The following is a 14,412-nucleotide window of genomic DNA, read 5'->3' as shown; positions in this document are numbered from 1 at the left end:
CTTCGAGCACGGGATCCGTACCGCCGTCGGCGCCCGTAGCGGTACGGATCCCGTGCTCGACGGTGGAGGTCAGGCGCGGAGCTCGGCGATCTCCGCGAGGAGGGCGTCGCGCTGCTCGGCGTCGTCGACGTGCTTCGTCACCACGCGCTCCAGCCGGTCCCAGTCCTCGCGGGCGAGGGCGGAGAACAGCTGCTGCGCCTGCCCGGTCGAGAGGTCGAGGTCGGCGAGCCGGGCGAGCAGGCCGGGGCCGGGCTCGGGCTCCGGGTCGGCCTGCTCCTGCGCGGCCTTCCACCCGACGAACGCGCCGGGCCGGTTGGTGATCATGCCCTCGACACCGAGGTCGGTGAACCGGGTCCAGTCGGCGGCGGAGTCGACCGTCCACACGAAGACGCCGACGCCGGCGGCGTTGAGGTCCTCGACGACGGACGGCCGCGTGGCCAGCGCCGAGCCGGACGGGTTGTAGTACGTGGCGTGCAGGCGCTCCGCCGTGGCGACCGGGTCCGCGTCGAGGGCGCCGCGCAGCAGGCCGAGCGGGATCTGCGGAGCGCGGTCGTACGCGTACTCCAGGGCCTTCTCGTCGAACGACTGCAGCACCACGCGGTCCTCCAGCCCGGCCTCGAGGATCATGTCGACCGTCCGGTCCACCTCCGCGCGGGTCTCCGGCCCCTTGATCTCGAGCAGCAGGTCGGAGCTGCCGGTGTCCATGAGGTCGAGCACCTGCGCGAACGTGGGCACCTTCTCCCCGGTGAACGCGGGACTGAACCACGATCCCGCGTCGAGGGAGCCGAGGTACGGCGACCGCAGGAACGCGACGTCGCCCGTCCCGTCCGTGGTGCGGTCGACGGTCTGGTCGTGCAGGACGACCGGCACGCCGTCCGCGGTGGTGTGCACGTCGATCTCGACGTACTCGGCGCCGGTCTTCATCGCCGCGGCGTACGCGGCGAGCGTGTTCTCCGGCGTGACCGACGAGTAGCCGCGGTGCGCCGCGGTGACGGGAAGGTCGCCGGGCTCGTTCACGACGGGCTTCGGCTCGAGCTCCGTGACGACGACGTCGTCGATGCTCACGCGCGCGCCGTCGGCGGAGAAGCCGAGCACGCCGTCGTCGGTGCGGCCGATGCGCCCCTCCAGCACCTCCTGGCCGTCGAAGACCCAGGTGGCGTGGTTGCCCTGCACCTCGATCGCGATCGGCACGTCCTTGCCGACGCCGGCGTCCGACGGCGCGGCCGCCGTGGACGGCACGTTCCAGGCGTTGCCCGACGTACGCTCGGCCAGCTCGAGGCCGTTGCCCGCCGTCGTGGTGGAGCGCATGGCGGCCTGCCACCACGGCACGCCGCCGGCGGGGTCGATGTCGAGGATCGGCGCGAGCCAGCGGGCCGCGTTGTTCACGGCGTCGAAGCGCACCGTGGCCTCGAGCCGGTAGTTCTCCAGGTGCGGGCCGAAGGTGACGCGCCCGATCGTCGACGGCTCGCCCACGAGGCGGCCGTCCTGCACGGCCCACGCGCCCGCCCCGACCCGCCAGCCGTCGGGCAGCGCGCCGTCCGCGACGTCGTCGAAGTCCTGGGCGTAGACGACGTCGCCGGGCTCGGCGGCGAGCGGCGCGGCGGTCGCGACGGGCGGCGCGACGAGGGTCGCGCCGAACGAGGCGACGGACACCCCCGCGGCGACGGCGAACGCGAGCGTGGCGGGGACGGTGCGCGTCCCGGGCGGGGCGAGCAGGGTGCGGCGGCGTGCGGTCATGGTGGACCCTCCTGGCGTCGTCGGACGGATATGGCGGGCACGCTAGGCAGCGCGGATGTCCGGACCGGGGCCGACGGGGTGACCCGCCGGTGACGGTCGGACGAACTTCGGGTGGGGTGCGAGACTGCCGGGATGACCGACCGGGAGGACGCCGAGGGCCGTCTGCGCGCGCGCCTCGCGGAGGTGGAGGAGCGTCTCGCGGCGCAGCGCCGCGCCGTCGACGGGATCGTCGAGTCGGCGCGCGACTCCAACGCCGACGACGAGCACGACCCCGAGGGCGCCACGCTCGCGTGGGAGCGGCAGCAGGCGGCGGCGCTCGCGGCCGAGGCGGAGCGCGAGCGCGACCAGCTCCTCGCCGCGCTCGACCGCGTCGCCGCCGGAACGTACGGCGTCTGCGAGGTGTGCGGCCGGCCCATCCCCGCCGCCCGGCTGGAGGCGCGGCCCGCCGCCACCCGCTGCGTCGAGCACGCGCGCTGAGGCGTGGGCCGGGCGTCGGAGGGCGCGCGACCTGGCAGCATGACGGCGTGCGCGTGGAACCCCTGACCCCGGACGGCGTGGTGGATCACGTCGTGGCGCGCGTCCTGGGTCGCGGGGCGGGCGACGTCCCGGTGCGCGTGCTCGTCGACGGGCACCCGTCCACGCGCCCGGAGGCGCTCGCGGACGCGCTGGTCGAGCCGCTGCGCGCGGCGGGCCGCCCGGTCGCACGGGTGCGGGTCCGGGACTTCCTGCGCGCCCGGTCGCTGCGGCTCGAGCGGGGCCGCCGGGACGCCGACGCGCTCCTGGACGAGTGGATCGACGTCGACGGGCTCAACCGGGAGGTGCTGGGCGCGGTCGTGACGCGGGGCCGCTGGCTGCCGAGCCTGCGCGACCCGGACACCGGCCGCTCGACCCGCGCGGGGTACGAGGACGCGCCGCCGGGCACCGTCGTCGTGCTGGACGGGTCGCTCGCGCTGGGCCGGGGGCTCGACGTCGACCTGGCCGTCCACCTGGCGCTGCGGCCCGCGACGGAGACGCGGAACACGCCGCTCGACGACGCGTGGACCCTCGCGGCGTACGGGCGCTACCGCCGCGAGGCGCAGCCCGAGCGCCGCGCCGATGTCGTCGTGCGGGTGGACCACCCCGACCGCCCCGCGTTGGTGCTGCCGGGTTGACCCGCCGGGCCGGCGGTCAGCCCGTGCAGAGGCAGAACGGGTGGCCGGCGGGGTCGGCGAAGACGCGGAAGGTGTCCTCACCGCCGGGCAGCCGCTGCGCGCCGACGGCGAGGGCCGCGGCCTCCGCCTCGTCCAGCGTCTGCGGGCCGATCTGGAGGTCGAGGTGCAGCTGCTGCGGGTACGCCGGGTCGGGCCAGCGCGGGGCGGCGTAGCCCTCCACCTGCTGGAACAGCAGCGCCCTCTCCCCTCCGAGCATCGCCATCCCCTCGGCGTCGTAGACCACCGGGTCGCCGAGGACGCCGGACCAGAACGCGGCGGCGGCCGAGGCGTCCGGCACGTCGAAGGTGAGGCCCATGATCGTCAGACCGTCGTTGTCGGGCGCGTGGCACAGGTCGAACGGGTGCCCGGCAGGGTCGGCGAGCGTCGTCCACTCCGGGTTCTCGCGCAGCACGGTGGCGCCGAGCCCGACGGCGCGCTGCACGGCGGCCGCGACGTCCGGCACGCGCAGGTCGAGGTGCAGCTGCTGCGGGTGCTCCTGCCCGGGCCACTGCGGCGGCACCAGGTCGGGGGCGGGCTGGAAGGCGAGCGACCAGCCGTCGGGGGTGTTCAGCGTGATCCAGTCCTCGCCGTACCCCTGCTGCTCGACCTCCGCGCCGGTCAGCCGTTGCCAGAAGTCCGCCGCGACCTGCGGTTCGGGGACGTCGAACACCACCGCGTCCAGGGCTGCGACCCGCGTCGTCGTCTCGTCGCTCATGGGACCCAGCGTGCCGCGGACCTCCGACACCCGCAGCGCGCCGGGGCTGTACAGCGCCGCCGGGCGGGGCGATCATGCTGCTCACCGCCGTCGGACGCCCTGGGGGCCGCATGATCGTCGCACCGTTCGGACGCTTCACCGAGGGCCGTGTGCCCGACCCCGGCATCGCTCGGCTGTTCACGCGGGAGAACCGGTGGCAGGCGCGGCTCGACGTCGAGGCGGCGCTCGCGCTCGCGGAGGCCGACGCCGGGCTCATCCCGGCGGAGTCGGCCCGCGCCATCGCACTCACGGCGCGCATCGAGAAGCTCGACGTGCGGCGGGTGCTCGCCGCGACCGCCGAGGCGAGCCACCCGCTGGTGCCGCTCATCGAGGAGTTCGCGCGCGCCGTCGGCTCCAAGCACGGCGGCTGGGTGCACTGGGGCGCGACGACGCAGAACATCACCCAGACGGCGGACGTGCTGGTGCTGCGCGACGCGCACCGGGCGGTGCTGCGCCAGCTGGGCCGCGTGCTGCGGTCGGCGGGCCGCCTCGCGGAGTCGTCCGCGGCGCTGCCGATGGCGGGCCGCACGCACAGCCAGCACGCGGTGCCGGTGACGTTCGGCTTCAAGGTGGCGGTGTGGATCGACCAGCTCGCCGCGCACGCCGACCGGCTGGAGCGGCTCGACGAGCGGCTGTTCTGCGTGCTCATGGGCGGCGCCGCGGGCACGTTCGCGTCGTTCGGCGGCTCGGGCCGGGCGATCGAGGCGGGGGTGGCGCGGCGGCTCGGGCTGCACCCGATGCGCGTGCCGTCCCGGTCGGTCAACGACGGCATCGTGGAGCTCGTGCTGGTGCTGGCGCAGCTCGCGGGCACGATCGGGAAGATCGGCCGGGACGTCTACACGCTGATGCAGCCGGAGTTCGCGGAGGCGTTCGAGCCGGTGCCGGAGGGCACGGTCGGCAGCTCGACCATGCCGCACAAGCGCAACCCCCAGCTCGCCCTCGACATGCAGACGATGTCGGCGGAGCTGCGCGCCCTCGCCGGCCCGGCGCTGGAGTCGATGCTGCACGACCAGGAGGCGAACGGCGCCATGACGGCCCTGCTCGAGGACGTCTCGGCGTCCGCCGCGGTGCTGGCGGGCGACATGCTCGCGCGGCTCGAGGTGGTGATGGACGGCCTGGAGCTCGATCCGGGCCGGATGCGGGCGAACATCCGCCTGTCCGAGGGCATGATCGGCTCGGAGTCCCTCATGCTCGCCCTCGGCGAGAAGATCGGGCGGCAGAAGGCGCACGATGTCGTGTTCACCGTCGCGCAGGCGGCCGCGTCGGACGGGCGCCCGTTCCTCGAGCTGCTGCACGGCGACCCCGTGGTCAGCGAGGCGTTCGACGACGACGAGCTGCGGACCCTCCTCGACCCGGCGGGCTACCTCGGCCTGAGCACCGAGATCGCGCGGGAGCTCGCCGCGTGCGCGGACGAGACCGCGGACCGGCTCGAGGCGCTGCCCGCGCGGATCCCCGTCTCGGTCGGGAGCCAGCGGCCCGGGGAGGGGTGAACCCGGGCGTCGGACGCCGTCCGCGGGGCGTCGGCGGCCGGCCGGTGTCATCGTGGGCAGATGGAACGTGCGCAGAGGGAGCATGGCCAGGCGGGTGCGTCCCGCGGCCGGACGGCACGCCGCGTGACGGCGGCGGCGCTCGCCCTCGCCGCGCTCGCGGTGCTGGGCGCGTGCGCCGCGGGGCCGAACCCGGCCGTCGACACCTCGACGATCAGCGGCGTCGGGCCCTACGGGTTCTGGTGGGGCCTGTGGCAGGGCATGATCCTGCCGATCACGTTCATCGTCTCCCTGTTCACCGACTCCGTGTCGGTGTACGAGGTGCACAACACCGGCAACTGGTACGACGTCGGGTACGTGCTCGGCATCTCGCTGGTCTTCGGCGGCCCGCTCGGCGCCCGCCGGGCCCGCCACTGACGTCGTTCAGCGGCGCCCCTCGGCGACCGCGTGCTCGTGGGCCGCGCGCGCGATGTTGCGCTGCATCCCGCCGAACACGATCCCGTGGAACGGGCTGATCGCCCACCAGTACAGCTGCCCCGGCAGGCCGCGCGGGGAGAAGATCGCGCGCTGCCGGAACACCGGGCTCGGGCCGGGACCCTCCTCGACCGCCAGCTCCAGCCACGCGAGCCCCGGCAGGCGCATCTCGGCGCGCAGCCGGAGCAGCCGCCCGGGCACCACCTTCTCCACGCGCCACCAGTCGAGCGCGTCCCCGGGCTCCAGCCGGTGCGGGTGCCGCCGGCCGCGCCGCAGCCCGGGGCCGCCGAAGAGGCGGTCGAGCACGCCGCGGGCGACCCAGCCGAGGCGCCAGGAGTACCAGCCGTGGGCGCCGCCGATGCCCTCGATCACCGACCACAGCGACTCCGGCGTGGTGTCCACCGCTCGGGCCCGGTCGTCGACGAGCAGGCTGCCTCCGGCCCAGTCCGGGTCGTCGGGCAGCGGGTCGGACGGCGCGCCGCGCGTGGACGCCGAGCTCCAGCTGGTCCGCACGTCGAGGTCACGGATCCGGGCCAGCGCCAGGGCGACCGCGTCGTCGAACCCGACGAGCCCCTCGGGCGGGTCGGGGACGTACCGCGCGATGTCGTGGTCGCGCGCCACGACCTCGTGCACCAGCGAGCCCACCAGGGGGCGGGCGATCGCCGGCGGCACCGGGGTCACCAGCCCGACCCACAGGCTCGCGAGCCGGGGCGTCAGCACGGGCACGGCGCGGATCACGCGGGGCCGCAGCCCCGCGACGGCGGCGTAGCGCTGCATCATCCCGCGGTAGGTCAGCACGTCCGGGCCGCCGATGTCGAAGCCGCGGCTGACGTCGTCGGGGACCTCCGCTGCCCCGACCAGGTAGCGCAGCACGTCGCGGACGGCGATCGGCTGGATGCGGTTGTCGATCCACCGCGGGGCCACCATGACGGGCAGGCGCTCGGTGAGGTAGCGCATCATCTCGAACGACGCGCTCCCGGAGCCCAGGATGACCGCGGCCCGCAGGACGACGGTGGGGACCCGGCCGGCGAGCAGGATCCTCTCCACCTCCCGGCGGGAGCGGAGGTGCGGCGACAGGTCCGCGGTGTCGGGGTAGAGACCGCCCAGGTAGACCACGCGGCGCAGCCCGGCCTCGGCGGCCGCCTCCGCGAACCCGCGGGCCGTGCGGCGGTCGGTGTCGGCGAACCCGTGCCCCGCGCCGAGGGCGTGGATGAGGTAGTAGGCGACCTCGACCCCGTCCAGGGCGCGGCGCAGGTCCTGGTGCGAGCCGGCGTCGCCCGTCACGACGTCGACGGCGTCGGCCCAGGCGCGCGCGGTGAGGCGCTCGGGATGGCGGGCGAGCACGCGGACCCGGTACCCGGCGGCGAGCAGCTCGGGCACGAGCCGCCCGCCGATGTACCCGGTGGCGCCGGTGACCAGCACGAGCGGCGCGTCGGTCGGCACGGGCGTACCTCCTTCTCGGCGGACCCCTCTCGGGTCTCAAGTTGCTAGCCAGGCTAGCAATACTGTGCGCGTGGTGGCAGGGTGGAAGGTGCCGCGGCGCCTCGCCGCGGCGACGTCCGACGTGCGAGGAGGATCCGATGGCGGACGCGACGACCGCTCCGCGGCTGCAGCAGGTCGCGGTGACGGCGAGCCTGCTGGTGTGCGTGGTGGGGTCGATGATCGGCGTCGGGGTCTTCGGCGGCACCCGGGTGTCGGAGGCCGCGGGCGGCGCGCTCGCAGCCGACGCGACCCTGGTGGCCCCGGCGTCCCCCGCGTTCTCGATCTGGACCGTCATCTACCTCGGCCTCGCGGGCTACACGGTGTTCCAGTGGCTCCCCGCGCACGCGGCCGACGACCGGCAGCGGCGGCTGCGGCTCCCGGTCGCGGCGACCATGCTGCTCAACGCGGCCTGGATCCTCGTCGTCCAGGCCGGCGCGCTGTGGTGGAGCGTGCTCGTCATCGCGGTGCTCCTCGCCGTGCTCGCCCGGACGTTCCTGGTCCTGGTGCGGACGCCGGCGAGCGGCGTGGTCGAGCGCGTGCTCGTGGACGGGACGCTCGGCCTCTACCTGGGCTGGGTCTGCGTGGCCACCGTCGCCAACGTGGCGGCGGCCCTCGCGGCCGCGGGGTTCGACGGCGGGGCGGTGGCGGCGGACTGGTGGGCCGTGGGGATCCTCGCGGCGGTCGCCGCCGTCGGCGTCGCGCTCGCGGTGCGGGGGCAGGGACGCATCGCCGTGGCGGCGGCGATCGCCTGGGGCCTGGCGTGGGTGGCCGTCGCGCGGTCCGGGGGCGAGCCCGCCTCGGCACCCGCCGCGGCCAGCGCCGTCGCCGCGGCCGTCGTCGTGCTCGGGGCGGCGGTGGTGCTGCGCCTGCGGGCCGTTCGCGGCCGCGTCGTCGAGGGTGCGTCGTGAGCGGGGTCGACGGCGGCCCCGGGGCCGCCGAGGACCACGTGGTCCTGCTCGACGACGCGGGCGCGCCGCTGGGGGTCGCCCCCCGCGCGACGGTGCACACCCGCGACACCCCGCTGCACCTCGGGTTCTCCTGCTACCTGTTCCGCCCGGACGGGCGGCTCCTGGTCACCCGGCGCGCGCTGTCGAAGCGGACGTGGCCCGGCGTCTGGACCAACTCGTTCTGCGGGCACCCGCGCCGGGGCGAGCCGCTGGCGCAGGCCGTCCTGCGGCACGGCGGGCACGAGCTCGGGCTGGACGTGGCGACCGACGGCGAGCCCGTGCTGCCGTCGTTCCGCTACCGCGCGGTGGACGCGGGCGGCGTCGTCGAGAACGAGATCTGCCCGGTGCTGCTCGCGTCGGTGGACCGCGACCCCGCGCCGAACCCGGACGAGGTCATGGACTGGCGGTGGGTGCGGCCGGGTGACGTCGAGGCGCTCGTCGACCTCGCGCCCTGGGCGGTGAGCCCGTGGATGGTCGAGCAGGTGCCCGAGCTGCGCGCGGCGGGCTGGACCGCGCCGGGCGGCGCGCAGCCAGGCGTCGCGTAGCGGGCGCCGCGGGGATCAGGCGGGCGCGTCGCCGGCCACGGTCCCGGCCGCGTGGTCGGACTCCCGCTCGGCCTCGGCCGCCATGGCCAGCAGGAAGTCCCGCACGGCCGGGCGGGAGCGCGCCGGCACGGCCCGCGCGATCTCGAGCATGCGGGCGTGGACCGGGGCGAGCCGCTCGCGCACCTCGGCGTGCGCGGCGTCGGAGGCGACGACGACGACCGAGCGGCGGTCCGACGGGTGCGGGCGCCGCTCCAGGTGCCCCGAGGCGACCAGGCGGTCGAGCAGCTTCGTGGTCGAGGCGGTGGAGATCGCCAGGTACGCGGCGAGCCCGCGCGGCGTCGCCGGCTCGCCGTGGCCCTCGCACGCGATGACGTGCTGGAGGGCACGGAGGTCGGTGAGGTTCATCTTCATGTCGCGGCCGGCGCGGCGCCGCATCGCCTCGTCGGCACGGCGGAACGCCCGCAGCGCCTCGAGGAGGCTGCGGGCCTCCGCGTCCGACTCCCCGAACCAGTAGGAGCCCCCCGTGGGTGCCTGGGTCACGCGCTCATCCTAGCCACTGCACATCTGGCTAGTATCTTGCTAGGCTAAATACATGCTTGGCGAGGAGGTGGGCCGGATGGAGCGCTCGTCGTGGGCCGGCGACCCGTCGACCGCGGACACCGAGCACATCGAGGACGCCGTCGACCGGCTGTTCGTCACCGGCCCCCGTCCGGAGGACGCCCGGCTGTGGGAGTCCGTGCGCGGCACGAGCCGCGGGGGCAAGCGGCTGCGGCCGCGCCTCCTGCTCGCTGCCTACGACGCGCTCGCACCGGCGGCGCCGCCCGAGCCTCGGGAGGTCGCGCTCGCCGTGGCCGCGGCCCTCGAGCTGCTGCACCACGCCTTCCTGGTGCACGACGACGTCATCGACGAGGCCGACACCCGACGCGGGCGCCCGAACGTCGCCGGGGCGTTCGCGGCCCGGGCGCGGGAGGCGGGCGTCGACGACCGGCGGGCCGAGGGCTACGGCGCCGCGGCGGGCATCCTGGCCGGTGACCTGGCGCTCGCAGGCGCGGTGCGGGCGGTCGCGCTGTGCGGGGCCGCCCCGGCGACCACCGAGCGACTGCTCGACGCCCTCGACGAGACCCTGCACGTCACCGCCGACGGGGAGCTCGCGGACGTCCGGCTGAGCCTCGGGCCGTGCGCCGACCTCGACGAGACGCTCCGCACGGCCGAGCGCAAGACGGCCGCGTACTCGTTCCAGCTCCCGCTGTGGGCCGCGGCGGTCCTCGCGGGCCGGGACGACCTCGAGCCCGACGTCCTGCGCCTGGGGCGTGACCTGGGCCTCGCGTTCCAGCTCCGCGACGACCTCGACGGCGTGTTCGGGGACCCGGAGGTGACCGGCAAGAGCAACGCCTCCGACCTGAGGGAGGGCAAGTGCACCCCGCTGGTGGCGCTCGCCCGCGGCACGTGGGCCTGGGGCGAGCTGAGCGCCGTGCTCGGCGACCCCGACGCCGGGGAGCCGGAGCTGGCGCGGGCCCGCGAGATGCTCGCGGCGTGCGGGGCCCGTGCGGCGGTCGAGACCCTCGTGGCGGACCTCGAGCGCGACGCCCGGGCGCTGGGCCGCGACCTCGGCCTGGACGCGGTGGTGGAGCGTCTCGTCGGGACCGGACCGCACGCGACGAGCGCCGCATGAGCGCCGCGACCGCGCCGGACCGGGCCGTCCCCGACGTCCCCGGCGTCGCGGCGGACGACCCGACGTACGACGCCGCGGCCGTGCGCAGCGCCGCGGTGGTCGTCCGTGCCTACTCGACGTCGTTCGGCTGGGCCTGCCGCCTGCTCGGCGACGACGTGCGAGACCACGTGCGCGGCGTCTACGCGCTGGTCCGGGTGGCCGACGAGATCGTCGACGACCCCCGGCCCGGGCTCTCCGCCGCCGAGCGCGGCGAGCTGCTCGCCGAGCTCGAGCACGAGGTCGCGCGGGCGCGGGCACGCGGGCGCAGCAGCAACCTCGTGGTGCACGCCTTCGCGCGCACCGCGCGCCGGTTCGGCATCGGGGACGACCTCGTGGCGCCGTTCTTCGCGTCGATGCGGGCCGACCTCTCGGTGACCGCGCACGACGAGGCCAGCTTCGCCGCGTACGTGCACGGTTCGGCCGAGGTGGTCGGCCTCATGTGCCTGCGCGTGTTCGTCGCGGGGGACGACGCGGCCTACGACCGCCTGGCCCCGGGCGCGGCACGGCTCGGCGCGGCGTTCCAGAAGGTCAACTTCCTGCGCGACCTGGCTGAGGACGTGGACCTCCGCGGCCGGGCCTACTTCCCGGGGCTGGACGTGGACGCGTTCGGCGACGACGACCGCGACCGGCTCATCGCCGACATCGACGCCGACCTGGCCGCCGCGCGCGTCGCGATCGACGACCTGCCGCGCGGCTCGCGACTCGCGGTGCGGGTGGCGCACGACCTGTTCGCGGAGCTCTCCCGTCGGCTGGCGACCACCCCGGCCGCCACGATCCGGCAGGAGCGGGTGAGGGTCCCGGGTCCGGTCAAGGCGCGGCTGGTGGCCGGGGCCCTTGCGGGGGAGGTGCTCCGGTGAGGGTGGTCGTGGTCGGTGCGGGGATCGCGGGGCTGGCGACGGCCGGGCTGCTCGCGCGCGACGGGCACGAGGTCGAGGTGCTCGAGCGGCACGCCGCACCGGGCGGGCGCGCGGGCTCCTGGGAGCGCGCCGGCTTCCGCTTCGACACGGGCCCGTCCTGGTACCTCATGCCCGAGGTCTTCGACCACTGGTTCCGGCTCATGGGCTCGAGCGCCGACCGCGAGCTGGACCTCGTCGGGCTCGACCCGGCCTACCGCGTCTTCTTCGAGGGGCACGACGACGCGCTCGACGTCTCGCCCGACCGGGCCGCCAACGTCGCGACGTTCGAGGCGGTCGAGCCCGGCGCGGGGGAGCGTCTGGAGCGGTACCTGGACTCCGCGCACGACACGTACGACCTGGCGCTGCGGCACTTCCTGTACACGACGTTCGCCTCCTGGCGGCCGTTCGCCCATCCCGACGTCGCGAAGCGGTGGCACCGGCTCGCCCCGCTGCTGGGCGCGTCGCTCGGCTCCCGGGTGGCCGCGTCGTTCCAGGACGTGCGGCTGCGCCAGGTGCTGGGGTACCCCGCGGTCTTCCTCGGCTCGTCGCCCGACCGGGCGCCGAGCCTGTACCACCTGATGAGCGCCCTGGACCTCGACGGCGGCGTGCGATACCCGCAGGGGGGATTCGCGCGCGTGGTCGACGCGGTCGCCGGGCTCGCGGTGGGCGCGGGGGTCACCCTGCGCACCCGCGCGCGGGCGACCGCGATCACGACCACGGCCGTCGGGAACGGCCCGGGGGCGGCACGGACCCGGATCCCCGTCCCCGGGTCCCGCCGTCCCCGGGCTGCGGTCACCGGGGTGCGCTGGGTGGACGCCGCCGGGGACGAGCACCACGCGCCCGCCGACGTCGTCGTCACCGCGGCCGACCTGCACCACGTGGAGCAGGACCTGCTGCCGCCCGACCTGCGCGACCGGTCGCCGTCGTGGTGGGCCCGGCGCGACCCGGGGCCGGGCGGCGTCCTGGTGATGCTGGGCGTGCGCGGCCGCGTGCCGCAGCTCGCGCACCACTCGCTGTTCTTCACCGCGGACTGGCGGGAGAACTTCGGCGCCATCGCCGAGGGGCGCGTGCCCGACCCGGCGTCGCTGTACGTGTGCGCGCCGTCCCGCACGGACCCGACCGTGGCCCCGCCCGGGCACGAGAACCTCTTCCTGCTCGTGCCCGTGCCGGCCGACCCGGGCCTCGGCCGCGGCGGCGAGGACGGCGGGGGCGACGCCGCCGTCGAGGCGGTCGCGGACGCCGCGATCGACCGCGTCGCCGCGTGGGCGGGCGTGCCCGACCTGCGCGAGCGCGTCGTGGTGCGCCGGACCGTGGGGCCGGGCGACTTCGCGGCCGACCTGTCGTCGTGGTCCGGCGGCATGCTCGGCCCGGCGCACACCCTGCGCCAGAGCGCGATGTTCCGGGCGGGCAACCGCTCGCGGCGCGTCGCGGGGCTGCTCCACGCCGGCGGGTCGACGATCCCCGGCGTCGGGCTGCCGATGTGCCTCATCAGCGCGGAGCTCGCCGTGAAGCGGGTGCGCGGCGACACGACCGCCCGCCCGCTCCCCGAACCCTGTCCGGCCCTCGCGTCCCAGGAGTGATCGCCCTGCACTGGACCTCCTTCGTCTACCTCGCGCTGCTGCTCGGCGCGCTGGCCTCGATGGCCCTCGTGGACCGGCGCGCGCGGCTCGTCCTCTGGTCCGCGCACCCCGGCCGCGGCGCCGCCGTCCTCGCCGTCGGCACCCTGGTGTTCCTCGGGTGGGACCTCGTGGCGATCGCGGCGGGCTTCTACTCCCGCGGAGGCGCCGCCATGACCGGCGTCGAGCTCGCGCCGCACCTGCCGCTCGAGGAGCTCTTCTTCATCCTGTTCCTCTGCTATTTCACGCTGGTGCTGCACGGGCTCCTGCGGCGCACGCTCGCCGGACGCCTCGCCCGGGGCGCGCGATGACGTACGCGGGGCTCGCGGTCGGTGCCGTCGCCGGCGCGCTGGTGGTCGCGCTGGTCGTCGCGCGGGTGCGCCGCCTCGGGCGCCGGTGGTGGGCGGCGACGGCGCTCGCCGCCGTCGTGCTCGTGGCGCTCACCGTCGTCTTCGACAGCCTCATGATCGCCGCCGACCTGTTCCGGTACGACGACGCGGCGCTCGTGGGCGTGCGGCTGTGGCTCACGCCGGTGGAGGACCTCGCGTGGCCCGTCGTGGCCGCGCTGCTGCTGCCCGCCCTGTGGGCGCTGGTGGGCGACGACGGGCGCGGGGAGGTCGACGCATGACGGCGCCCGCGAGAGGGGGACAGACGACGGGGCCGGCGGCCGCGCTGCGCCAGGTCGTCGGGTCGTCCCGCCCCGTGAGCTGGATCAACACGGCGTACCCGTTCGCCGCGGCGTACCTGCTGGCGGGCGGGGCCGGCCGGGTGGGCGTCGCGGAGCTCGTCGTCGGCGCGCTCTACTTCCTCGTCCCGTACAACCTGCTGATGTACGGGCTCAACGACGTCTGGGACTACGAGTCGGACCTGCGCAACCCGCGCAAGGGCGGGATCGAGGGCGTCGTGCTGTCGCGGCGGTGGCACCGCCTCACGGTGCGCTCCGCCGTCCTGAGCAACGTCCCGTTCCTCGTCTACCTGGTCGTGGTCGGGTCGGCCGCCTCCACCGCGGTGCTCGCCGTGAGCGTCTTCGCCGTGGTCGCGTACTCCGCGCCGGGGCTGCGGTTCAAGGAACGGCCGGTGCTGGACTCGGCGACGTCGAGCACCCATTTCGTCAGCCCCGCCGTCTTCGGCCTGGCGCTGGCGGGCGGCACCCTCACCGGGCCGGTGGTCGGGGTGCTCGCGGCGTTCTTCCTGTGGGGCATGGCGTCCCAGGCGTTCGGCGCGGTGCAGGACGTCGAGGCGGACCGCGCCGCCGGGATCGGCTCGGTGGCCACGTGGCTCGGCGCGGCGCGCACCGTGCGCGGGGCGATGGTGGCCTACGCCGCGGCCGGCGTCGTGTTGGTCCTGGCGGGCCGGCCCGCGGCGCTCGCCGCCGTCCTCGTCGTGCCCTACGTGGTGAGCGTCGCGCCGTACCGGAACCTGCCCGACGACCGCTGCGAGGAGGCGCACGCCGGGTGGCGGCGGTTCCTGTGGCTCAACCTCGTCACCGGGTTCCTGGTGACGCAGCTGCTCATCGCCGTCAGCCTGGGCTGGCTCTGACCCCGGCCCGGAGGCTGTCGGGGCTCGGGATCGG

General features: G+C 76.1%; 16 protein-coding genes. 12 read left to right on the top strand and 4 right to left on the bottom strand.

The genetic code is table 11. The features are described 5' to 3' along the window. Positions 1-69: 69 nt before the first annotated feature. Positions 70-1,737, bottom strand: coding sequence for a glycerophosphodiester phosphodiesterase (locus ACFQ80_RS06660; protein WP_430563056.1), 1,668 nt, complete (start codon positions 1,735-1,737; stop codon positions 70-72). A 132-nt stretch (positions 1,738-1,869) separates the two neighbouring features. On the opposite strand from ACFQ80_RS06660, the gene ACFQ80_RS06655 reads away from it, so the two are divergent. After that, positions 1,870-2,214: a TraR/DksA family transcriptional regulator gene (locus tag ACFQ80_RS06655; RefSeq protein WP_430551013.1), complete on the top strand. Its 345-nt coding sequence runs from the start codon at positions 1,870-1,872 to the stop codon at positions 2,212-2,214. A gap of 47 nt (positions 2,215-2,261) precedes the next feature. Next, positions 2,262-2,888 (top strand): uridine kinase, encoded by a 627-nt coding sequence (locus ACFQ80_RS06650; protein ID WP_430563055.1) that lies wholly within the window; start codon positions 2,262-2,264, stop codon positions 2,886-2,888. Positions 2,889-2,904: 16 nt separating this feature from the next. Here the strand turns inward: ACFQ80_RS06650 and ACFQ80_RS06645 are convergent, their stop codons facing one another. Then, positions 2,905-3,642: a VOC family protein gene (locus ACFQ80_RS06645; RefSeq protein WP_430551015.1), complete on the bottom strand. Its 738-nt coding sequence runs from the start codon at positions 3,640-3,642 to the stop codon at positions 2,905-2,907. Between the two features lie 110 nt (positions 3,643-3,752). On the opposite strand from ACFQ80_RS06645, the gene ACFQ80_RS06640 reads away from it, so the two are divergent. Continuing rightward, entirely contained in the window at positions 3,753-5,171 is a 1,419-nt protein-coding gene (locus tag ACFQ80_RS06640) for an adenylosuccinate lyase family protein (RefSeq protein ID WP_430551016.1), read from the top strand. Positions 5,172-5,231: 60 nt separating this feature from the next. Next, complete coding sequence (locus ACFQ80_RS06635) at positions 5,232-5,585, top strand: hypothetical protein (protein WP_430551017.1); 354 nt, start codon at positions 5,232-5,234, stop codon at positions 5,583-5,585. Between the two features lie 6 nt (positions 5,586-5,591). Here ACFQ80_RS06635 and ACFQ80_RS06630 read toward each other — a convergent pair whose 3' ends face one another. After that, entirely contained in the window at positions 5,592-7,085 is a 1,494-nt protein-coding gene (locus tag ACFQ80_RS06630; RefSeq protein ID WP_430563054.1) for an SDR family oxidoreductase, read from the bottom strand. A gap of 137 nt (positions 7,086-7,222) precedes the next feature. On the opposite strand from ACFQ80_RS06630, the gene ACFQ80_RS06625 reads away from it, so the two are divergent. Continuing rightward, positions 7,223-8,032 carry a tryptophan-rich sensory protein gene (locus ACFQ80_RS06625; protein WP_430563053.1) on the top strand — a complete coding sequence of 270 codons (810 nt, stop codon included), beginning with the start codon at positions 7,223-7,225 and terminating at the stop codon, positions 8,030-8,032. After that, on the top strand, positions 8,029-8,616 hold the full coding sequence (idi, locus tag ACFQ80_RS06620) for an isopentenyl-diphosphate Delta-isomerase (RefSeq protein ID WP_430563052.1): 588 nt from the start codon (positions 8,029-8,031) through the stop codon (positions 8,614-8,616). Before ACFQ80_RS06625 ends, idi begins: the two co-directional genes overlap by 4 nt. Before the next feature lie 15 nt (positions 8,617-8,631). Here idi and ACFQ80_RS06615 read toward each other — a convergent pair whose 3' ends face one another. After that, a complete protein-coding gene (locus ACFQ80_RS06615) occupies positions 8,632-9,156 on the bottom strand; it encodes a MarR family winged helix-turn-helix transcriptional regulator (RefSeq protein ID WP_430551021.1) in 525 nt (174 codons plus the stop codon). A gap of 52 nt (positions 9,157-9,208) precedes the next feature. Between ACFQ80_RS06615 and ACFQ80_RS06610 the strand changes: the two genes are divergently transcribed. The 6 genes from ACFQ80_RS06610 to ACFQ80_RS06585 are packed head-to-tail and all read left to right on the top strand — an operon-like array spanning position 9,209 to position 14,378. Beyond that, complete coding sequence (locus ACFQ80_RS06610; RefSeq protein ID WP_430563051.1) at positions 9,209-10,288, top strand: polyprenyl synthetase family protein; 1,080 nt, start codon at positions 9,209-9,211, stop codon at positions 10,286-10,288. After that, positions 10,285-11,184 carry a phytoene/squalene synthase family protein gene (locus tag ACFQ80_RS06605; protein WP_430551023.1) on the top strand — a complete coding sequence of 300 codons (900 nt, stop codon included), beginning with the start codon at positions 10,285-10,287 and terminating at the stop codon, positions 11,182-11,184. The genes ACFQ80_RS06610 and ACFQ80_RS06605 overlap by 4 nt, the downstream gene beginning before the upstream one ends. Beyond that, positions 11,181-12,803, top strand: coding sequence for a phytoene desaturase family protein (crtI, locus tag ACFQ80_RS06600; RefSeq protein WP_430563050.1), 1,623 nt, complete (start codon positions 11,181-11,183; stop codon positions 12,801-12,803). The genes ACFQ80_RS06605 and crtI overlap by 4 nt, the downstream gene beginning before the upstream one ends. Continuing rightward, positions 12,800-13,150: a lycopene cyclase domain-containing protein gene (locus ACFQ80_RS06595; protein WP_430551025.1), complete on the top strand. Its 351-nt coding sequence runs from the start codon at positions 12,800-12,802 to the stop codon at positions 13,148-13,150. The genes crtI and ACFQ80_RS06595 overlap by 4 nt, the downstream gene beginning before the upstream one ends. Beyond that, positions 13,147-13,467, top strand: a complete 321-nt coding sequence (locus ACFQ80_RS06590) for a lycopene cyclase domain-containing protein (RefSeq protein ID WP_430563049.1) — start codon at positions 13,147-13,149, stop codon at positions 13,465-13,467. The genes ACFQ80_RS06595 and ACFQ80_RS06590 overlap by 4 nt, the downstream gene beginning before the upstream one ends. After that, on the top strand, positions 13,464-14,378 hold the full coding sequence (locus ACFQ80_RS06585) for a prenyltransferase (RefSeq protein ID WP_430563048.1): 915 nt from the start codon (positions 13,464-13,466) through the stop codon (positions 14,376-14,378). The genes ACFQ80_RS06590 and ACFQ80_RS06585 overlap by 4 nt, the downstream gene beginning before the upstream one ends. Positions 14,379-14,412: the final 34 nt, after the last annotated feature.

Source organism: Isoptericola sp. NPDC056578, assembly GCF_042793275.1.
Taxonomy (GTDB): domain Bacteria; phylum Actinomycetota; class Actinomycetes; order Actinomycetales; family Cellulomonadaceae; genus Isoptericola.
Note: the sequence above shows the minus strand (reverse complement) of the source record. Positions and strands in the feature narration are given on the sequence as shown.